Genomic DNA, 21,135 nt, shown 5'->3' with positions numbered 1-21,135 from the left:
TTTATAATAACTTTAGATACATACGAAAAGAGGTTTTGAGGATGACAAATATTGATAATGTGCCGATCGAATATACAGCCTCAGCGAATAATATTTTGCCACAGCTTGTTGATCATTTTCGACAATTACATGGCATTATTGTACAAAATACATATGTAAAAGATACAGCTAAACATTTAAATCGTATCATTCAAGATGCTAACAACGAAACGATGATTCTTATTGTTGGGAAAGAGCGTGTTGGAAAAACAACACTTGTAAATGGACTTTTAGGACGTCAAGTTTTGCCTGTTAGTGATCAGCATCCAACAGGGGTAAATACATTTTTGCGATACGGTGAGCATGAAGAAATAAAGGCGTATTTTTTAGATGGCGTTGTAGCAATATTCGATATGAGCAAGCTAGAATTATTGACAACTAGCGATACTTTTGCATCTCAAATACTACGAGAACATTTAGATTACTTAGAAGTATATTTGAAAAACGATTTATTAAAATCAGTAACAATTATTGATTCTGTTTCATTGGAAGCTGGGGGAGGAGAAATGGCCTACTTCCCAGAAGCATTAATGAACCGTGTTGACGAAATTTTTTGGGTATTACGCTCAGGTTCGATGGCTATTTATCCTGAAATTTTATTGATGGAAACGCTAAAAAACAAAGGTGTTGAGCCCCTTTGTGTCATCAATGCTATCGATTCAAATGAAAATACGCAGACGTTTATTAATGCTGAGAGAGAACGAATTGGACATTTAATAAGTGATTTTGTTGCTATCTCTGCAAGAGAAGCGATTGAAGCTAAACAGACTAATAGTGATGAGCTTTGGGAAAAAAGTCAGTATGAGCAATTAATTTCAGAAATTCATCGAGTTGCAGAAAATAGTGATAAGAAAACGTATGGCATTTTAATTCGCTTCTTGCAATGGCTTGAACGATTCCGCTTCGAATTAACTGTTATTCCACAAAGAGATCCATTCCAATCTGCGGTTGAGAACATTGAAAAGTATGCAGGCGATACACAATACGAATTTTCACGTTATCAACGTGATTTAGCGATTGTGACTGAATATGAGCAAGAATATGAGCAGGTTGCCAATGTATTTAAAAATGTTCAAACATTATACCAACTTTTACAAACCATTTCACAAAATGATTATTTACAGGATGAAATAGTGGAAAGCTTTACAGAAAAGGCTGTTTTTTATCAACAAATGTTACGAGAATATCGTAATATGCATAGCGATTATATACGTGAATATGATCGATTGGATGCCCAGCATAAAAAAATTCACGGAAAAGGTCTTATGAAGGCTATCTTTGGTCAGCATACACAAAATGGATTTTTCAAAGAACGTGTCAGCAAGTTAAATGAGCAGCAAGTTGTTTGTATTGCACAATATGAAAAAGTGCAAGAAGCGGAGGCAATGATGCTTCAGTCCATTAATTCAATACAAAGTTATCTTATGGAGTTAACGAAAAAACGTTTGGTACGTATTGAGCAGAAAGTGCAAGAGCTAAATCACCAACGTTCAAAAGAAAAACGCCAATTAAAGTTATACGCAAATAAATTAAATGAATTTTCTTGTTTAATAGAGGCGCAGGGCTATATTAAAGAAACTATTCAACCATTTTTAATGGACGAACAAATGCCGCTAAAAGAAAAAGATATTGTAATGCTAAAAGAAACGATTAACAGTATCATAAGCATTGACCTGACGAATAATGGTCTACTTGCACGTAGTCAAATGAACAATAAAATGGAGAGCACTGCGATTCCTTTCGATGTTCAGAAAAAATATCCTTTACATACGCTAGCTTTAGCAGAAGTAGATGTAAAATCAAACGATATACCAGAAATACCGAAAAAATTAGATATTCAATATGAAGAATAAACGTTAAAAGAAAATGTTCTAAAATTTATTTATAATTTTAGAACATTTTTTTATGTATTTTCTAGTTTTCTATAAAATGGGATTAATTGTATAAAAATGAAACTAAATAAGACGATTTTCGTATAGATAGTAGGAGGGATTAAAATGATTCAAATTAAAGGACGTTTTACTGAAGTGAAAATTTATTCAAAGACAGCCTTACAATCAGCTATCGATCAAATTAAAGAATTGGCAAATCAAGCCTTTATGGAAGGAACAAAAGTACGGATTATGCCAGATTATCACGCAGGAAAAGGTTGTGTTATTGGCACAACGATTCAGCTTCAAAATCGTGTAGTGCCTAATCTTGTAGGCATTGATGTTGGTTGCGGTGTATTTGTAGCTGAGTTAAATGAGACGAATATCGATTTTTCGAAACTTGATGCTACAATTCGAGCACATATACCAAGCGGACAGAATATCCATCAGGAAGTATCTTCTGCACGTCATTTTGTTGAATTCGAGGGGAGACAGTTTGTAGCGAGTGGCTTAAAGGATGACTATACGAATCTATCGCTTGGTACACTTGGGGGAGGCAATCATTTTATCGAGCTTGCAAAAGACGAAGCAGGCACACATTACTTACTTATCCATACTGGGTCGCGTTATGTCGGAGCGAAGGTAGCGAATTGGCATCAAAAAAGAGCCTATGAAACATTACAACGAGAAGATTTAAAAGAAAAAATTGCCGATTTGAAAAATCAGGGGCGCGAAAAAGAAATTCAAGCAATGATTAAAGCTAGTAAAGAGCAAAATCCTATTGTACCAAAAGATTTAGCCTATTTAGAGGGTGAGTATTTCCATGATTATATTCACGATATGAAAATTGCTCAGCAATATGCTCGGATGAATCGTTGGACAATTGCTGAAACAATCTCCAAGCATATGAACTGGCGTTTTAACGAAACGTTCGATACGATCCATAACTATATTGATACAGAAACAATGACGTTAAGAAAAGGAGCCGTTCGAGCAAATAAAGGGGAGAAGCTCGTTATTCCTATGAATATGCGAGATGGCTCACTCATTTGTATCGGGAAAGGGAATGCAGATTGGAATTACTCAGCACCACATGGGGCAGGGCGAATGTATTCTCGCCGTGCAGCAAAAGCAGCACTAAACATGGAAGATTTTAAAGAAATGATGCAAGGTATTTGGACAACATCTGTAAACGAAGAAACATTAGATGAAGCCCCTATGGCATATAAGCCGATGTCAGAAATTACATCTGTTCTCGAGGAAACTGCAGATATATTAAAAGTGATTAAACCTGTTTACAATTTTAAAGCTAGCGAAGCAGCTAAGCCTTATGAGCGGAAAAATAAAAATAATTCCTAATAATAGAAAGTGCTTGCATTCGTGGTTATCTATTAACAATATATCTGTAATGATATAAAATAGGCTTACAAAGATGAAGTGGGTGGTTTTTTGGTATCTTCAAAAGATGTGGCAAAGTATGCGGGTGTCTCGCAGACAACGGTTTCAAGAGTGTTAAATACTCCTGAACTCGTAAAGCCGAGGACTGTTGAAAAAGTAATGCAGGCTATTGAGGAATTAAACTATATTCCAAATGATGTTGCTAGATCGCTTGTACAGAAAAAAACAGGCATTATTACTTTGATATCAGGGCCTTTACATAATCCTTTTTTTGTCGATACAACAACTGCAATCGTTAATTATGTTAATGCTCGGGGCTATAAAGTAAATGTTTATTTTGGTACGGAAGATAATTTAGATTCTATTTATAATTCTGTTTTGGAAACCAGGGCTGATGCGATAATTTTATCGTCTATGTTATATGAAGATGACTTATTTTTTAAGCTTGAAAAACGAGGCATACCTTTTATCATGTATAATCGCAAGCATCAAGAAAACAGGTATTTTGTAGAAATTGATAATGTGGAAGCTGGCTATATAGCGACGAATCATATTTTAACTTTAGGTCATCATGACATATGCTGGATTGGCGGTCCACATGAAATAAGTACTTTTTATGAAAGGTACAATGGCTTTAAAAATGCATTAAAGGACAGCGGAATAGGTATAAATACAGTGCCAGCATTTTTTACAAATACTAAAAAAGACGATATTGAACGAATATTTGAAGAAATACTTAGGCTTCCTACGAGACCTACTGCTATTTGTGCCGCAACAGATGCAATTGCTATTGAAATTTTAAACCTTTGCTTAGAGAGGGGCTTTCATGTTCCTAAAGATTTTAATGTTATTGGCATTGATAATGTTGAGCTCAGTAAGCACCATTCAATTGCTTTAACAACAGTAGGTTTAGCATCCGAAAAAAACCTCGGATTTATTGCTATTGAAAAATTATTTGAGGTAATGGAGAAAAAAAGTACTTGCATCCAACAAACAGAATCTGTTAAGCTTTTCCCGAGAAATACAACATGTAAAAAAATAAACTGATGACCTCAGTTTATTTTTTAAAACTTAAAATGGTTACGTATTCATTTTTGTATTTTCAGAAATGAATACGTAACCATTCCGAAAGAGGAGTGAGTCAGGTCTTGAAAAAAAGCTTATTTATTAATGGACAATGGCAAATGACAGATGAATTTATGGAGGTTCAATCCCCCTACTCAAAAGAGGTCATTGCTCAATTTGCGATGGCAACTGAAGATGATGTACAGCGCGCAATTGAAAGTGCTCATTTAGCAGAGTCTGAAATGGCAGCTTTAACGGCATTCCAAAGAGCAGAAATTTTAGAACAATTATCTGAACTATTTGCAGTAAATAGAGATGAGGCAGCTAATATTATCTCATTAGAATCAGCAAAGCCGTTGAAGTATGCGTATGCTGAGATTGATCGAACGATTGAAACTTACAAATTTGCAGCAGAAGAAGCGAAGCGACTATCTGGTGAAATGATTCCGATGGATGCATCTAAAAGTGGAGAGGGTAGATTTGGTTATACAATCCGCGAACCATTAGGCGTTATTGCGGCCATTACACCTTTTAATTTTCCACAAAATTTAGTAGCCCATAAAGTTGGACCAGCATTAGCAGCTGGAAATACGATTGTTTTGAAACCTGCAACACAAACAGCTTTATCTGCTCATTTTCTAGCAAAACTATTGGCACAAACAAACTTACCAGCAGGTGCATTTAACTTAGTAACTGGGCAAGGAAAACTAGTAGGGGATGTATTTTTAGCACATCAAAAAGTAAAAATGATTACATTTACGGGAAGTCCTGCTGTAGGCATTTCTCTTCGTAATCGCGCAGGATTAAAGAAAGTTACATTAGAACTTGGTTCGAATGCTGGTGTTATTGTTGATGAAGGGATTCAACTCGATAAAATCATGGACCGAATTGTTATGGGAGCTTTTTCAAATCAAGGTCAAGTGTGCATCTCCCTACAGCGTATATATGTAAAAGAAAATATAATAGATGTATTTTTAGAAAAACTAAAAGCAAAAATAGAACAGCTAACAATAGGGGACCCACTAGATGTAACAACAGATTTAGCGATGATGATTTCAGAAACTGAGCAACAGCGTGCTGTCACATGGATAGAAGAAGCGGTTGCAGAAGGTGCCGAAGTACTGACGGGTGGTCGTATTGAAAATAATATTTTACTTCCAACAGTATTATTTAATGTATCCTCTCATAGCCGTGTATCTTGTGAGGAAATATTTGCACCTGTTGTAATTGTCAATACTGTTTCTTCAATAGAAGAAGCCATTGATGCTGTCAATGATTCAAATTATGGCTTACAGGCAGGAATATTTACACCTTCAATCGAGATGGCCTTTAAAGCTTCAAAGAAATTACAAGTAGGGGGTGTCATTATAAATGACGTTCCGACATACCGTGTTGACCATATGCCATATGGCGGCATTAAAGAAAGCGGAACCGGTCGAGAAGGAATCAAATATGCAGTTGAGGAAATGACAGAAATGAAGCTAGTGATTTGGAATAACAATTAACTTCTTCAGCAACTGTTTTATGTAGTGAAAGCAAAGCGTCAGCTACAAATGTTTTATGTAGCGAAAGCAAAGCGTCAGCTACAATTACGCCGAGGCACAAATGATTCAGAAATGGAGATGGTTGTAAATGAACATAATCAAACAGCACCCGAAATTGTATGTTATGGATAATGGAACAATGCGAATGGATAAAAACTATATGATTGCCATGCATAACCCTGCAACGATCGATCATCCAAACCAGCCAAATAAATTTGTAGAATTTCCAGTTTATACAGTATTAATTGATCATCCAGAAGGAAAAATATTGTTTGATACAGCTTGTAACCCAAACTCAATGGGACCTGAAGGACGCTGGGGTGAATTTACGCAAAAAGCATTCCCAATTAATATGCCAGAAGAATGCTATTTACATCATCGTTTGGAAGAGTTAAATGTGCGTCCAGAAGATATTAAATATGTTGTTGCTTCACATTTACACTTAGATCATGCAGGCTGTTTAGAACTTTTTACGAATGCAACAATAATTGTGCAGGAAGATGAATTCAATGGAACTTTACAAACATATGCAAGAAATGTAAAAGAAGGTGCATATATTTGGGGTGACATTGATATGTGGATAAAGAACAACTTACAATGGCGCTTAATTAAGCGTGGTGAGGATAATGTGAAGCTTGCAGAAGGAATCCAAGTTTTGAATTTTGGTAGCGGTCATGCTTGGGGAATGCTAGGTTTGCATATTAATATGCCAGAAACGGGTGGAATTATTTTAGCTTCAGATACCATTTACACTGCTGAAAGCTTTGGGCCACCTGTCAAGCCACCTGGAATACTATATGATTCTGTTGGTTATAATTCTACGGTTGAACGAATTAGAAGATTAGCAAATGAAACAAATTCACAAGTTTGGTTTGGTCATGATTCTGCCCAATTTAAGTCTTTTAGAAAATCGACAGAAGGTTATTATGAATAGATAGGAGCATAACAATTATGCATAAATTAACTTTTACTCCTGCAAGTTATACAGGCTGGGGTTGTTTGAACCAGTTATTACCAGAAGTAGAAAAATTAAAGGTGAAAAATATTTTAATTATTACTGATCCATTTTTAAAAGAGTTAGGTTTAACAGATAATGTTGAAAAGCCTTTACAAGACAATGGGTACTCTACAACCATTTATACCGATATTGCTCCTGAGCCACCGCTCGCAATTGGTGAAAAACTAGTTGATTTTACAAGAAAGTATCATTTTGATTTAGTCATTGGTCTAGGGGGAGGAAGTGCATTAGACTTAGCAAAGCTTGCCGCTGTTTTAGCAACACATGATGGAAAAGTGGCAGATTACTTAAATTTAACGGGAACAAAAACTCTTGAAAATAAAGGGTTACCTAAGATATTAATTCCAACTACATCTGGAACAGGTTCAGAAGTGACAAATATATCCGTACTATCACTTGAAACAACTAAGGATGTTGTTACACATGATTACTTATTAGCAGATGTCTCCATTGTAGATCCTGCGTTAACGATTTCCTTACCACCAAAAGTGACCGCTGCTACAGGCGTAGATGCTTTAACACATGCAATAGAGGCTTATGTTTCTGTAAATGCCAATGAAGTAACTGATGCACTTGCACTACAAGCCATTAAATTAATTAGTGGCTCTATTCGAACTGCAGTGCATGACGGTCAGAATAAACAGGCTCGTTCGGATATGAGTTATGGCAGTTATTTGGCAGGCTTAGCCTTTTTTAATGCTGGTGTTGCAGGAGTACATGCTTTAGCTTATCCACTTGGTGGCCAGTTCCATATTGCTCATGGAGATTCCAACGCAGTGCTATTACCATATGTAATGGGCTATATTCGTCAAAGTTGCGAAAAACGTATGAAAGATATTTTAGATGCAATGGGTATTTCATCTGCGTATTTATCGCAAGAAGAGGCTTCCTATAAATGTGTAGATGCATTAAAGCAACTTGTTCACGATGTTAATATTCCGTCAACATTAAAAGGATTCAATATACCAGAATTAGCACTGGAACAACTAACTGATGATGCGACAAAGCAAACAAGAATCTTAGCACGTAGTCCGATGCCGCTTAAGCGAGAAGATATCTATACTATTTATCGAGCTGCATTTGATGGAGAAGTTCGAGAACCTCATCTACTATAATGAATAAAAGAGAAACGTTGATTGCGGGCGTTTCTCTTTTTTTAGACTGTTTTCTCAAAGATTGTTTGGATATTTCTTGAATCGAAAATTTAACTAAAGTCCCTGTTAGTGAAATGACTATATACTTTCAGGTAAATAATGTTTATACATTTCCAATGCATCAGTATGCTCTTTTAATACAGCAATGGTTTTATGGTTTGGTTTTGCAAAAATAATAGAATAATCCTCTTCGTTAAGTTCCTTGTTAATTGAAAAAGCTAATTTTTCTTCATCTAATGAAAATTGAGCATTAACACCCGTTTTGTTTCCGCGAGCATCTAATCGTATCCACTTATTGTGGGACTTTAAATAAATAGCATTCAAGGCGTGAATCGAATAGCCTTTTTCTGGAGTATCAAACAACATTAAACGCTGATAACAAAAACCTGTTGGAATTCCTTGCGAGCGTAATAGTGCTGCCAAAAGATTTGATTTTGCATAGCAAATACCTTGTTTATACTTCAATACATCTGATGCGTGACAAGTAACTTTTTTCCCTTGAATATCCCAAGAATGTGATATTTCATCACGAACAAATTCAAAAGCAATTTTTGTTTTTTCAATTTCTGTTTGAGTTGACTGAAAAAGCTCCTCAATTTTTTCTTTAATAATTGAATTAGAGTAATCAACCACATCTAATTCAATTAAATAATCACCTGAATTTTTAGATTCAAATACAAAACCCATAAACCACCAACCCTTTCTGTTGTATTTTTATTTGTGGTTAAGTATTAATATACAATGAAGATAGGTGGTTAGTATATATTTTTTCAACTAACGAAGCAGGTTAGTGAAAGAAACTAGCAAAAAGTTATATAAATGCTAAAATACCTGCGACAGGTAGTATTCATCGAATTTCATCAGGAAAACAATATATAAAGCAGTAAACAAAACTTGAGGAGGTATTGTAGTGAACCAACACAAAATGATTATTACTCAGTATAATCCCAAATACGCTGAACAAACAGTGGATATGTGGCGAGGTAGTAAGGAACAGGCTATTGGTCAGAAAGAAATTCACAGCTATGAAAGTCACGTTTATTTTTTAAACCATATATTATCTGAAAAGTTTCAAATAGATTTAGCGTTAATTGATGAAAAAGTAGTTGGAATGATTGCCTATAATGAAAAGGAAATAAGCCAACTATATATTCATATAGATTATCAAGGAATCGGTATAGGTCATACATTACTAGATAAAGTAAAAGCACAATCAAGTGGGAGGTTAACATTATATACATTTGAAGTAAATGAAAATGCACAACGATTTTATGAAAAACAAGGATTTGAAATCATAGGTAGAGGACACGTAAATGAAGAAAATTTAGCTGATATTCAATATGAATGGATATCCAAATATCTGCCTTCCTCAATTAATTGATTTATTCTATCCCTTGATTCTTTGCATTTCGGAAGTTTTTCTAATAAATTTCATCACCATAGAGAATTTCTGCAACTTGGAACAGAGAATGCAACGACTGTTAGGATAACCCTTGGTATTTGAATAATATATCTCCATCTATAACAAAATTTGACGCTGTTTCAAAAAAGATATATTATACGAGTAAGACAATTGACTTAAATGAAAGGGGTGAGTAAATATGAAAAAATTGCCTGAAGCAGAATTTGAGATTATGAGGATAGTTTGGGAAAGTAATCCTCCAATTACTACAGGTATAATAATGAGAGAAATAGGAAATGAGAAAGGTTGGAAGATCCAAACCGTAGTATCCCTTATGCAAAGATTAACTGAACGTGGATTTCTTCGCAGTGAGAAAAAAGGTAAGGAGAGATTTTATTACCCTATAGTAGAAAAAGATGCCTATCTAAGTTTTGAAACAGAGCATTTTATGAAGCTCTACCATAAAAATTCCTTTATGAATTTAGTGGGTACACTCTATAAATCCGATACTATTTCTAATGAAGATTTAGCTTCATTAATTAAATGGGTGGAAGAAAAGAGGGATTAATATGCACAGTATCATGGTAGGTTTATTCTTTAAATCAGTAGTTATGTCCTTTATTGGACTACTCTTTATAGCTGTAACGCCTTCCCTTTTAAAACGGTACAGTGCTAGATGGCTTTATTATGGCTGGCTCGCTATCCTTGCAGGTTTTATTTTACCATTTTCAATCAATAATATATCGACCCCAGTTTTCAATCTATCAGAATCGGTGCAAGTACCATCTAAAGAACCTGTTCCAACTAACAGTAGTCAGATAACGCTTGTGTCCTCATCTGTAGATACAGTGACAGCACTTTCTGTTTGGCAGATGGTGATGATAATTTGGATTTTAGGAATCGTTGTATTTTTGGCAGTTCATCTTGTAAGACATTATCGTTTTATGTACATGGTGAAAAGATGGGGGCAAACGATAACTGAACCGAAAACCCTTCATTTACTTGAAAAAGTTAAAAGTGAAATGAATATCACTAAGGAAATCGCATTGAAAGAATGTAGCTTTATCCATTCCCCCATGTTAGTGGGATTTACTAAAAATACTATCTGGCTACCTAATAATGCTTATCGAGAAGAAGAACTAAACATGATATTGAAGCATGAGTTAGTTCATTTAAAACGAAAGGATTTATGGTATAAAGCTTTTGTATTGCTGATTAGTAGTATTCATTGGTTCAATCCATTGTTCTATCTATTCGCTAAAGAACTGGACAACCTTTGTGAACACGCTTGTGATGAAGAAGTAGTAAAAAATACTGACATCCAACTTAGAAAAACGTATAGTCAGACGATACTACATGCTGAGAAATTAAAAAGAGGAAAAGGTGTTTTATCTACAAATTTTCTAGGAAGTACACAAATTCTAAAAAAGAGAATACTCTCCATTATGGATATGAGTAAGAAGAAATCCGGAATCGTTGTGATGGCACTATTAATTTTACTTTCAACAGGTGGAATGGCCGTCAGTTCAGCATTTGCTATTTCCAGTAAGCCGTTGAACTATTTAGACGAAACATTTATGAAAGAATCCATTTTAAATGGTGCATCAAGAGGCAACTTTGCATCAGACAAATTTATTATTTACCCAAAGAATATGGGGGATAGAAAAATTGTGCCACCTGAGCCTACTATAAACAAAGAGCTCTATCGTGATGTGTTTTCAGCGGGTGTCATTGGAACTGAAGCAAGATACCGATACCCGATTGAAATTGTGCATAAACAGAATGGACAAAAATATACAACGGTAATTCATATTGAATATGATTATGAGCTACTAGCACCTGTTGAATATGATGAGCTCAATACCCTTATCGAAGCCTATTTGTTGCCTTTTAATGAGTTAAAGTCTATACCATATGCAGATTTCATCACACCAAATTACCTAGAAAATAGATTGAAAGACTATATGCGAGATATTGATACACAGAATACAGACGCACGAGTGGAATTCACATTTCGTTTTGGTGGCTGGGTAACGAACAATGATCATCTGCCTTTCTCAAGTCAGAATCCTATAGGTACTACACCACGATATATGAAGTCTACACCATAGAAATCGTGTTGTATAGCTGAGTGATGTAGGCTTCTCCCTAATATTATTAAGAAACTTAGCATCTCTCGAACTATCACATATTAAGGGATGTGATACCACCTTCGAATCTAAGTAGAAATAGTTAAAAGGTTGTGTTCACCTTGTTCAACTCCCTTGAAAGAACTTAATCATCTTTTATCTTCTATGGTGAAGTGCTAATTTTTGCGCTACATGGGTGGCTAACGGGGTGCTGTAGTTAAATATTCGATTTACGAAATATCAAACATAAAAACAGAGTTGATTCTACACATTTTGTAGATTGACTCTGTTTTTATGTTTTAACAGCAACAATCATTTAAAAGCCTTTTTTAATATTTCTATGAAGTAGTTTTGGATACAGAATTATAATGAAAATGAAATTTGTTACAATTGATTAAATTGTTGAAAATAAATCGAACGAAATTGGCAGCTCGACTGTCTAATAAGTAGAAGGGAGTGAATGTGATGGATGAACAAGCATTGGTGAAGCGTGCGATAGCTGGGGATGAAGATGCTTTTTTACATCTAATAAAACAATATGAACAGACGATGTACCGTATGGCATTCGCCTACTTAAAAAATGAGCATGATGCCATTGAAGCGGTACAAGAAGCTACATATCGAAGCTTAAAAAAGATACATACCGTAAAAGAACCAGGTTATTTTAGTACGTGGCTTGTCCGAATTTTACTCAATATTTGCCATGATATGCGTGAAAGAAGCAGACGTCTTGATTTGCAGGAAGACATAGAAATCAGCGATAACGCTCCCAATCACGAGCGCTTTGAAATGACAGATATTATTACAAAGCTACCAAAAGAGCAGCAAGAGCTTATTTTTCTAAAATATTTTCAAGATTATAAAAATCGAGATATTGCTATGCTACAAAATATTCCAGAAGGAACTGTGAAGTCAAGGTTACATGCGGCATTGAAAAAACTTAAACTATATTTTACGGAGAAGGGAGAGCTATAGATGAAACAGGTAGAAAAGCATGATTATGATATTTTTGTCAAAGAACTAGCGAAAATTGACATACCACATGAGCAATTAGAAGAGTCGCGTAGGAACAGTGTCATACGCTTCCAAAAAGAAAAGCGTAATCGACAACGTACATGGAAAAGCATTGTTGTTACTTGTGCATTATTGTTACTTTTTGTAACGTCTATTCGTGTATCTCCAGCTTTTGCTAGTGCCATCGCAAAAATCCCAGGCTTTGCTCCATTAGTTGAGATGATTACGTATGATAAAGGGGTCAAAGATATACTCCATAATAACTATTATGAGGATCTAGGACTGTCACAAACGAAAAATGGTTTATCATTTACACTTCAAGGAGTTATTGCTGATGAAACAGGTATGATTTTGCCTTATACATTTTCAGCGCCGTTCGATGTTCATGATTTAGAGACTAAGAAAATGGAGCTCCGTCTAAATGGTGAGGTATTACCCGCTGGAATAAGTTATAGCTGGTATAGCGAAAAAGAAACATCTTTGATTGAAGATAAATTTGTGTTTTCATTTAAAAATCCTATAAATTATGACAATGCTAATTTTGAATTATATATCCAATTTGCAGATGAAAAACAAACAGAGTTTACGATCCCATTCTCACTTAAAAAGCCAATAGCGAAAACGAAGTCCTATGAATTGAATGAAAAAATGAGCTTTGAAGGACAGCAAATCACCATCAAGTCTGTCTCTATTTCACCGCTCCGTACAGGTGTTACAATCGCTCTTGATCCACATAATGATCAGCGGATTTTAGGATTTGATGATATTCGTCTATTGGATGAAAAAGGGGAGGAATGGACGACAATCAATAATGGCTTAACAGCTACAGGTAATCTAATAGATGGCGAAGAAACATTCTTTATGCAAAGTAATTATTTTAGGGAGCCTAAAAAGTTAACATTATCCATTGGAAAAGTAAAAGCATTGCCAAAAGGTCAGGATTTTATCGAGGTAGATTTTAATCAAAAGAAAGTGCTGTCCAAACCACCTCTCTCTGGCTTAAAAGTTCAAGTTAATAAGCACATGGTAACAATAAATGTTCCAACTTCTTATGAAAATAAAAATATCAGTTTACTTGGTACAGCAATAGATGCAAATGGTGAAACTGTTTATAGTAATTCAGGAAGTTATCATAGACCTGATGATTATGTAATTGAACAAACAGAAACATATGATATAAAGGGAGTTGCCAATCCAGTCCGCATCTATTTCTCACATTATGAAAATTTTTTAGATGGAACTCAAACGGTTGATATTCCATTGAAATAGTCAAACAAAAAAGAATCTGCTCATACAGATTCTTTTTGTTTACATTAAATTTTAAGCTTCAGCATCTGGTGTAAATGAACGTGTCGCTAATTCAGCGTCAAGCATAAAGATTGCGTTAGAATCATTTTCTATGCGTTCAATTTTACGGATTAACGTGTCGAATGTTGATTCTTCTTCCACTTGCTCGTCAATGAACCATTTTAAGAAAGCCATTGTTGCATGCTCGCGTTCGTCTAAAGCGATATCCGATAAATTATAAATACGGCGAGTCACTTCTTTCTCGTGTGAAAGGGCAGTTTTGAAGGCATGTAAAATAGACTCGAAATGATTATCTGGGCTATCGAAGCCTTGGATTGTTGCACGGTAGCCCATATCACTTAGGAAATTATAAAATTTCATCGCATGGAAGCGCTCTTCTTCAGCCTGTACTAAAAAGAAGTTGGCAAAACCATCGTAATCTTGATCTGTGCAATATGCCGCCATCGCCATATAAGCATGCGCAGAGTAAAATTCAAAATTCATTTGTTCGTTTAGTGCTGTGTGTAGTTTTTCAGATAACATAAAAGTTTTCCTCCCTTTGCAGTAAATACCTGCTGCTATTCTTATAGTATACAGCGAAAAAAGGCAATGTTGCAAAACTTAATTGATGTTTATTCTCAATTAGGGAATTTAATCAAATATTTTTTTTATGCGCCAAATTACTTCTAAAAGATTGATAAATAAATTAATGAAATCTAAATAAAGATTTAAAGCCATCCCAACGACCTCAGCATCTGAAACGTGATTATGTCGGATTTGGTTAAAGTCATAAACAGTATAGAGACTAAAAAGTAGTACAGTAATTCCTGCAATAATTAATCCGACCATATTGCTAACCGGTATAAACATAGAGATTAATGAAAATACAATAACGACGATTAATACGGTGAATAAATAGCTTCCCCAATTGGAAATGTCTTTATTCATCATCATACCAATCAGTGCTAACACAATAAAAATAGCTACAGTCGCTACGAAAACAAGTAAAACAAGCTGTTGTCCTAGCTCCGCAATGTAAAATTGTGTTGTCCAAAATAGTAAAATTCCCATTAAAAAGGGGATTGTATACATAATGGAATTAGCAAGCTTCAGGTTTCGTACAAAGATGACAATGATCAGAAGTACAAGCGCAATAATGGATATTGGCATGACAATTGCAGGAGGTAATAATGTTGCAATGTACATTCCGACAACTGTTAATACCCACATAAAAGCAAAGTGTTTTAAGATTTTATTTAAGTTTTGATTTTTAGCATACGCCATATAGAAAAGTCCTTTCTTTTGTAAAATAACTTTTATATAGTAACATACGAATCAACATTGAAAAAGATTCAATCATAAAAAATATGTATTATTATCATAATGTGGTGCTCACTGGGTACCAAGTATCCCGGTTTGGTGAGACAAACAATACCCGGCCTTCGCTAGGACCGGGTAATATTTTTGGGCATCATTTTACATTTTTTCTTTGGTTTTTCACACCAACTAAATAACCACCAAGGGCAATTGCAACTAAGACAATCCAGAAAATGGCCTTCCAAAGTGTTGAGTGTGGAAATTCATGTGGAATTATACCTAGTTTTTCGTGTGCTAATGTTAGAACAGCCAGCTTTACACCAACCCAACCAACGATTAAGAAGGCAGCTGTTTCAAGTGATGGAAATTGATCGAGTATTTTCACGAACCAACGAGCAGCAAAACGCATCATAATAACACCGATAATACCACCTAAAAACATCACGGCGAATTGCCCGGCATTAATGCCGCCAACATCGAAATTTCCGATATGAGGTAGTGTAACTGCAATGGCGACAGCAGCTAATATTGAATCTATGGCAAAGGCAATGTCAGCAAACTCAACCTTCAGTACGGTCATCCAGAAACCAGATTGTTTTTTATTCTCATGAATTTCCTCGGGATTTTGTTTGGCTTTTCGGGAATCATAAATATGCTTCGTCGACATAAATAATAAATAGGCAGCACCTAGAGCTTGAATTTGCCAAAAGTTAACGAGCGTTGTAATAAGAAATAGTGCCGCAAAGCGAAAAACAAATGCTCCCACTAAACCATATAGCAGTGCTTTTTGCTGTTGATTTTTTGGTAAATGCTTAACCATAACGGCCATAACAACGGCATTGTCTGCAGCTAATAAACCTTCCAGTACAATTAATACGATGAGGACCCATGCGTATTCTAGTAAAATTGCCTCCAAGTGTATTTCCTCCTTTATACTTTGAACAGAAATGAATAAACTGCCTTTAACGTATTCTTTGCTTTTTTAGGCAAAATAAAAAGACCCATGCCTAAAAAATAGGCAAAGGTCTTGCTAAGCTGATTAATTGGTTGTTGCACAGAATATCTGTACGCCAAGATATGCCTTCACACCCGATGGTAATAACCATGTAATGACGAATGTGAAATCAGATGCTTTGTTCACATCTGCTAGCTACTCCCCTTTGACATAATTGTCAAAAGCTATTCAATTCTTTATACATGAATTATAGCATGCTGATCACCAATTGCAAATCAAAATGTAAAGCTATGTTAAAAGTTCGGAAAGTTGTTGCTAGGAAAAGCTATTCTACAGTATTCTATTTAAATGATTTTTTGAGGATTGGATAAAAATAAGCATTCAGTATATAAATAACTATAAAGACAATAGCGCAGGATATTTCAAAGGGGATATATATAAACAAAAAGAGGGAGTTATTTGATACATTATCTCATCACCATAACATGTGGTTGATTTCTGTTCCGACTGGGCAATGGGGGTGTCCGGTTCTGAGCCGTTTCACTCGCTGCAAAGTTTCCGGGCTAGTGCGATATTGATCACTCAGTCGTGTGTTGTTGTTGCTTTCGCTGCGCTTTCGCACAGATAAACCGTGTTGTTGTCGCTGCGCTTTCGCACAAATCAATTGCCACAGGACGTGGCGCTCTTTAGACTGAGTTCCTCTATAATCGGTAGGTGTTTGAATAACCACTGAAAAGGAACTACATCCACATTCATCTTACCACCTTTGGGAGTTTTCTACTGAATGAAGATAATTGGAAAATGTTTTAACAAATATATTCCGCAATTTTTGGTGATGAGTCGATAAATTAAAATATCCTCTTAAATAGTTATGTACATTTAAGGGGATATTTTTAGTTTAATCATTAAATGTTCCCGTAAATGTTTTACGGCCAGAATTTACTTGGTTAACGTCTATTTCTAATTTACTAATAGAACTGGGCGTTAATGGGATCTTTCCATCCTTCTCTAGTCTTTTCCATACTTTCACATTTTTTCGGTATAGATGTTCAGAAAGACGATAAATATCAATATCTTTCGCTAATGCTTCTTTATACGTTGTTCTAATTTCTTTCTTCACTTCTTTTATAATCTTTTTTCTTATTTCATCTTCTGAAACATTAGTTTTTAACCCATTTAAAGTTGCATTTAATTTTACAACTACTTCAAATGTAACTTGATTATTTTTAACAAGTGGTTCAATATCTACCTTTATTTTTTCCAATGTTACCGTTAAAAAATCTGTTTCGTCACCATCTAACTTAAAGGTTATTTCACCTCTGTGCGTTCTATTATGCATCCATTGCATGCCTCTTGCAGCATCATTCTTAATTAAGCCTTTAAACCCACTTTTTGAAAGAACCCCGACCCCTATAAAGGTAGTATCCTGTCCTTGTTGCTCTGCCGTTTCCCAGTTTTTATTGATCGTTACATAAGGGATACCAATTTCGTGATTTGGTTCATTTAAGCCAATAACTAAATTACGGAAATTAACAGGCTCAACGAATGTTTCTTGATCATCTGTATCTAAAGGCGTACTAAGCTTTGATGATATAAGAGATTTATTCAAAATCGGCGTTAAAAGAAGGATGTCTTTTATAGAATCTTGAGTACAATAGGTCCATATTTGATACCTCGTTTCCCTATACCGCAACACAGTGTCTATAATGGAGAGGGCATTTTTATCTTTCAGTGCTTCCTCGGAGAAAATTATAAATGTCATATGCCCCCAAAACACTTTTTGGTCAATGGATCGAAATAATTTAAAAAGTGCTTCTTCCAACGTTTTTCCCTTCGCTTGTCCAACCTCTGCAGGTACTGTTTGAGGATTAGGATATTCGGATTTTGCAACATTGGTGAAGTTAATTAATTGCAAATATATTTCATACTGACCATCTTTATAATCAATACCAAGTCCATCTACATAATACATTCTTTGAGCTTCATTAATATCCCAACATCCTGAAAGAAGTAGTGAAGTAGCTAAGCCTGAAAGTAAAATGAATTTTTTCTTCATTGCTTCTTCCTGCTTGAGGTACGCGTGTTATCCTGGGGTGCAAGTGCTTTATTGCGCTCAGTGTAGCCCTTTGGTGATAAGCGGAAGATCGATTTTTTAATTGTTGCCCAGTTTAAATCTGTGGCAAGATTCATGTAAGAGTAACCATAAATCCGGATATTACATAAGTAAAGAAGTGTAAAGTATAGTGAGATGAAAAATCCAAATAAACCTAAAAATGCACTAGCAATAATGAACGTAATACGCAATATACTGATGGTTGTGACAAGGGATTGATTGACAAGGGTAAATGATGCAATTGTAGAAATCGCGATAACTACAATCATTTCTGGACTTGTCACACCTGCGCGAATGGCTGCATCACCAATAATTAAACCTCCAACAACGCTTATCGTACCTCCAATAACAGAAGGCAGACGTAAGCCAGCTTCTCGAAACAATTCAAACATTAGTAGCATTATTAGCATTTCGAGAGAGGAGGGGAGAGGTAGACCTGTTTTTGCCTGGACGACTGTTGCTAAAAGTTGGAATGGCAATTGATTTTGGTGATAAGTCGTCAGAGAGAGCCAAAAGGCAGGTAACAGCAAACCAATTAATATGCCAGTAATCCTTAAAAGCCGTTCTATAGAACTGAAAACGATGGGATATTCATTATCTTCAGCGGATTTTAATAATAAAAATAAATTTACAGGTGTGATGACGGCATATGCTACACCATCGACAAAAATGAGAAAACGACCTCTTACTAGAGCCTGAATAGCATAATCAGGTCGTCCGGTATAATCAAATTTTGGGAAAAGCTTCGAGTTTTTGTTAATTCGCTCCATCAGGATATCCCCACTAAAGACAATATCAGTATCTACAGCGGCCAGTTGCTTTTTAATTCCGTGTAAAATATCCATATCGACAATATCGTCAAAATAAAGAATTGCCACTGTTGTTTTCGAACGTTTACCAAGCTCTACTTTTTCTACACAAAATGAATTCGTAGGTAAACGTTTTCGCAATAGCGCAATGTTGACGCGGATGTCTTCAATAAAGTTATCCCTTGGCCCCTTAACGATAACCTCCATCCTCGTTTCTTCGGGATTTCGATTGGGCTTTTTAGCAATGTTACTAGCGTATAAAAGTTCTTCCTCTTCAAAATAAAGCAGTAGAAACCCAGTATATACAAAGGTAATGGCTTCTTCTTTATCTTTGATTTTTTGAAGAGTTGGGACATGAAGTTGTTGTGTAATATTTTCTTCAAAGGTTGTATCAGCTAAATTGTCATAAAGAAATTGAATACGCCGAATAATGACTTCGTTTAGCAGTTGCTGGTCTATCATCGCATCACAGGTAATGAATTGCACCTTTTTTTGATTAAATGTATATTCCTGAAATTGAATATCTGCTGATTTTTGAAATAGTTTTTTTAAAGTGTTTAGGTCTATCGCCTTCTCCTGCTGAGGCATTATGATTCACCACTTTCCATTTCTTGTTTTTTAGGTTTATCCTTTTTAGAAGACTTACCTGAAAAGAAAGCTACTAGTACGAAAAATATGGACAAAAGGAAAAAGAAAATAAAAGTAATTGATAATATATAGTTCCCTTTCACCTTCAAAAATATGTTTTCATTTAAAATAATTAGCGGTAGACAAAGTAGAAAGAAGGGGGGAGCAATCATTTTCCATATTTGCTTCGGATCCCCAGTCATCTTCAATAAATCTGCTATAATATATAAGATGAAGCTAACTCGTATAAATGTTCCTGTAAGCCATTGGTAAATAGAGAAAAAGTCAAGATGCTCAATATAGCGACCAATCGATACTAATCCCCATTCCTCGTAGGCAGGATATCTTTGTTTTGCAGCTTCGGTTGGACCAAATTCAGCAACTGCGGCCACTAGTGGTCCTAAAGTAAGCCCCATTAAAATGATAAGCATGATGCCAAAATGATACCAACGAATGCGCTCTTTAAATTGGTGCTGTAAAAATATAAGCATTAATAATTCAATAAATCCTGATGCCGGGTAAATCATCCCTTTTATAACAGGTTGGAATCCGTGCTCAAAAAATGGACGTAATAACTCGTAATCTTTAACCTGTATATTTGTAAATGCTACGAAAAAACCAAAGACTATTACACCGAATAATACAAAGACATTTAAAATAACAATGGTTTGTAAGCTTGTTGTAACGAGTAAAAGACAAAGAATCGTATAAATGAGTAATAATATAATGACCGGTGTTTCAGGTAAAAACGTAGTGTTTACCCATTGCAATGTTTCGACCATCGTAAAAGCAGCTAGAATGAGTAAAAAAATAACTATAATATAGATGACAATTGTAGAGCCCATTTTCCCAATTTCCCCATCTAACCAGTCTCTAATAGGTTCTTGATTCGTCTTTTTTTGTATATAAACTAAAAGAAATAGCCAGAAGAATATAATAAATGCGGCCATTAATACAGATGCCCAACCATCTCTCCCTACAACGCCGAGTAGTGGGGGTATAATTGTCACGTGATTTTTTAAGCCGATAACAGTCATAGATAAGAAGACAACATGTAAAATACTAATTGATCCTACACCTTTCATATAAAAACCCTCTAACGTTAATTGATACACTTTAGCTTAGACAAAAAGTGAGGGGATTATAAGTATGACAAACTACTCTGAAAAGAGATTTTTAACTTCTTTCAGCGGTTGATAGCGACAGCTACAATTATGCCGAGGCATAATTGATATCGTTCATGAAAAAATATTTTATAGAAAAAAACGAGGTAATTGACGGTTCAAATACCTCGTTTTTTAAAATTATATTTTAAAGGGCAGTAAGTCTCCCCCATAAAGAAGTGAGGTGAGAGACTTACTGCCCGTAAAAGCCCGATTGGTGAAGATTAATA

General features: G+C 35.2%; 18 protein-coding genes. 11 read left to right on the top strand and 7 right to left on the bottom strand.

All coding sequences use genetic code 11. The features are described 5' to 3' along the window. Positions 1-41: 41 nt before the first annotated feature. The 6 genes from ACMZ42_RS19060 (at position 42) to ACMZ42_RS19035 (ending at position 8,050) form a co-directional block, all read left to right on the top strand. On the top strand, positions 42-1,892 hold the full coding sequence (locus ACMZ42_RS19060; protein WP_370080422.1) for a dynamin family protein: 1,851 nt from the start codon (positions 42-44) through the stop codon (positions 1,890-1,892). 144 nt (positions 1,893-2,036) lie between these two features. Beyond that, positions 2,037-3,269, top strand: coding sequence for an RtcB family protein (locus ACMZ42_RS19055; protein ID WP_415732397.1), 1,233 nt, complete (start codon positions 2,037-2,039; stop codon positions 3,267-3,269). A 90-nt stretch (positions 3,270-3,359) separates the two neighbouring features. Beyond that, positions 3,360-4,355, top strand: coding sequence for a LacI family DNA-binding transcriptional regulator (locus ACMZ42_RS19050; RefSeq protein ID WP_415732396.1), 996 nt, complete (start codon positions 3,360-3,362; stop codon positions 4,353-4,355). A 101-nt stretch (positions 4,356-4,456) separates the two neighbouring features. Further along, positions 4,457-5,878 (top strand): aldehyde dehydrogenase family protein, encoded by a 1,422-nt coding sequence (locus ACMZ42_RS19045; protein WP_415732395.1) that lies wholly within the window; start codon positions 4,457-4,459, stop codon positions 5,876-5,878. 127 nt (positions 5,879-6,005) lie between these two features. Next, positions 6,006-6,851 (top strand): AhlS family quorum-quenching N-acyl homoserine lactonase, encoded by an 846-nt coding sequence (gene ahlS / locus ACMZ42_RS19040; RefSeq protein WP_415732394.1) that lies wholly within the window; start codon positions 6,006-6,008, stop codon positions 6,849-6,851. A 17-nt stretch (positions 6,852-6,868) separates the two neighbouring features. Beyond that, complete coding sequence (locus tag ACMZ42_RS19035) at positions 6,869-8,050, top strand: iron-containing alcohol dehydrogenase (protein ID WP_415732393.1); 1,182 nt, start codon at positions 6,869-6,871, stop codon at positions 8,048-8,050. 117 nt (positions 8,051-8,167) lie between these two features. Here the strand turns inward: ACMZ42_RS19035 and ACMZ42_RS19030 are convergent, their stop codons facing one another. Continuing rightward, on the bottom strand, positions 8,168-8,776 hold the full coding sequence (locus ACMZ42_RS19030; RefSeq protein ID WP_415732392.1) for a transglutaminase-like domain-containing protein: 609 nt from the start codon (positions 8,774-8,776) through the stop codon (positions 8,168-8,170). A 223-nt stretch (positions 8,777-8,999) separates the two neighbouring features. Here ACMZ42_RS19030 and ACMZ42_RS19025 point away from each other — a divergent pair, with 223 nt between their 5' ends. The 5 genes from ACMZ42_RS19025 to ACMZ42_RS19005 all read left to right on the top strand — a co-directional run bounded on the left by ACMZ42_RS19025 (position 9,000) and on the right by ACMZ42_RS19005 (position 13,903). Continuing rightward, a complete protein-coding gene (locus ACMZ42_RS19025; RefSeq protein ID WP_415732391.1) occupies positions 9,000-9,470 on the top strand; it encodes a GNAT family N-acetyltransferase in 471 nt (156 codons plus the stop codon). Positions 9,471-9,690: 220 nt separating this feature from the next. Continuing rightward, positions 9,691-10,059, top strand: coding sequence for a BlaI/MecI/CopY family transcriptional regulator (locus ACMZ42_RS19020; RefSeq protein WP_370080404.1), 369 nt, complete (start codon positions 9,691-9,693; stop codon positions 10,057-10,059). Position 10,060: 1 nt separating this feature from the next. Then, complete coding sequence (locus tag ACMZ42_RS19015; RefSeq protein WP_415732390.1) at positions 10,061-11,602, top strand: M56 family metallopeptidase; 1,542 nt, start codon at positions 10,061-10,063, stop codon at positions 11,600-11,602. A 483-nt stretch (positions 11,603-12,085) separates the two neighbouring features. Next, positions 12,086-12,595 (top strand): sigma-70 family RNA polymerase sigma factor, encoded by a 510-nt coding sequence (locus ACMZ42_RS19010; protein ID WP_415732389.1) that lies wholly within the window; start codon positions 12,086-12,088, stop codon positions 12,593-12,595. After that, positions 12,596-13,903, top strand: coding sequence for a DUF4179 domain-containing protein (locus ACMZ42_RS19005; protein WP_415732388.1), 1,308 nt, complete (start codon positions 12,596-12,598; stop codon positions 13,901-13,903). 51 nt (positions 13,904-13,954) lie between these two features. Here the strand turns inward: ACMZ42_RS19005 and ACMZ42_RS19000 are convergent, their stop codons facing one another. The 6 genes from ACMZ42_RS19000 to ACMZ42_RS18975 form a co-directional block, all read right to left on the bottom strand. After that, positions 13,955-14,464: a ferritin gene (locus ACMZ42_RS19000; protein ID WP_370044429.1), complete on the bottom strand. Its 510-nt coding sequence runs from the start codon at positions 14,462-14,464 to the stop codon at positions 13,955-13,957. Positions 14,465-14,572: 108 nt separating this feature from the next. Then, positions 14,573-15,205, bottom strand: coding sequence for a Bax inhibitor-1 family protein (locus ACMZ42_RS18995; RefSeq protein WP_370080396.1), 633 nt, complete (start codon positions 15,203-15,205; stop codon positions 14,573-14,575). Positions 15,206-15,392: 187 nt separating this feature from the next. Further along, entirely contained in the window at positions 15,393-16,154 is a 762-nt protein-coding gene (locus tag ACMZ42_RS18990; protein ID WP_370080394.1) for a TerC family protein, read from the bottom strand. A gap of 937 nt (positions 16,155-17,091) precedes the next feature. Further along, on the bottom strand, positions 17,092-18,249 hold the full coding sequence (locus tag ACMZ42_RS18985; protein ID WP_415732387.1) for a Ger(x)C family spore germination protein: 1,158 nt from the start codon (positions 18,247-18,249) through the stop codon (positions 17,092-17,094). Continuing rightward, positions 18,246-19,703 carry a spore germination protein gene (locus ACMZ42_RS18980; RefSeq protein ID WP_370080390.1) on the bottom strand — a complete coding sequence of 486 codons (1,458 nt, stop codon included), beginning with the start codon at positions 19,701-19,703 and terminating at the stop codon, positions 18,246-18,248. The genes ACMZ42_RS18985 and ACMZ42_RS18980 overlap by 4 nt, the downstream gene beginning before the upstream one ends. After that, on the bottom strand, positions 19,703-20,827 hold the full coding sequence (locus ACMZ42_RS18975) for an endospore germination permease (RefSeq protein WP_415732386.1): 1,125 nt from the start codon (positions 20,825-20,827) through the stop codon (positions 19,703-19,705). Before ACMZ42_RS18975 ends, ACMZ42_RS18980 begins: the two co-directional genes overlap by 1 nt. Positions 20,828-21,135 lie beyond the last annotated feature (308 nt).

The organism is Lysinibacillus sp. NPDC056185, from assembly GCF_047737915.1.
Taxonomy (GTDB): Bacteria; Bacillota; Bacilli; order Bacillales_A; family Planococcaceae; genus Lysinibacillus.
The sequence above is the reverse complement of the archived record's forward strand: the minus strand, read 5'-3'. Positions and strand labels throughout refer to the sequence as shown.

Coding starts and splice junctions, on each gene's coding strand:
- ACMZ42_RS19060 (WP_370080422.1), top strand. CDS start 42: ATGACAAATATTGATAATGTGCCGATCGAATATACAGCCTCAGCGAAT.
- ACMZ42_RS19055 (WP_415732397.1), top strand. CDS start 2,037: ATGATTCAAATTAAAGGACGTTTTACTGAAGTGAAAATTTATTCAAAG.
- ahlS (WP_415732394.1), top strand. CDS start 6,006: ATGAACATAATCAAACAGCACCCGAAATTGTATGTTATGGATAATGGA.
- ACMZ42_RS19035 (WP_415732393.1), top strand. CDS start 6,869: ATGCATAAATTAACTTTTACTCCTGCAAGTTATACAGGCTGGGGTTGT.
- ACMZ42_RS19030 (WP_415732392.1), bottom strand. CDS start 8,776: ATGGGTTTTGTATTTGAATCTAAAAATTCAGGTGATTATTTAATTGAA.
- ACMZ42_RS19020 (WP_370080404.1), top strand. CDS start 9,691: ATGAAAAAATTGCCTGAAGCAGAATTTGAGATTATGAGGATAGTTTGG.
- ACMZ42_RS19015 (WP_415732390.1), top strand. CDS start 10,061: ATGCACAGTATCATGGTAGGTTTATTCTTTAAATCAGTAGTTATGTCC.
- ACMZ42_RS19010 (WP_415732389.1), top strand. CDS start 12,086: ATGGATGAACAAGCATTGGTGAAGCGTGCGATAGCTGGGGATGAAGAT.
- ACMZ42_RS19005 (WP_415732388.1), top strand. CDS start 12,596: ATGAAACAGGTAGAAAAGCATGATTATGATATTTTTGTCAAAGAACTA.
- ACMZ42_RS19000 (WP_370044429.1), bottom strand. CDS start 14,464: ATGTTATCTGAAAAACTACACACAGCACTAAACGAACAAATGAATTTT.
- ACMZ42_RS18995 (WP_370080396.1), bottom strand. CDS start 15,205: ATGGCGTATGCTAAAAATCAAAACTTAAATAAAATCTTAAAACACTTT.
- ACMZ42_RS18985 (WP_415732387.1), bottom strand. CDS start 18,249: ATGAAGAAAAAATTCATTTTACTTTCAGGCTTAGCTACTTCACTACTT.
- ACMZ42_RS18980 (WP_370080390.1), bottom strand. CDS start 19,703: ATGCCTCAGCAGGAGAAGGCGATAGACCTAAACACTTTAAAAAAACTA.
- ACMZ42_RS18975 (WP_415732386.1), bottom strand. CDS start 20,827: ATGAAAGGTGTAGGATCAATTAGTATTTTACATGTTGTCTTCTTATCT.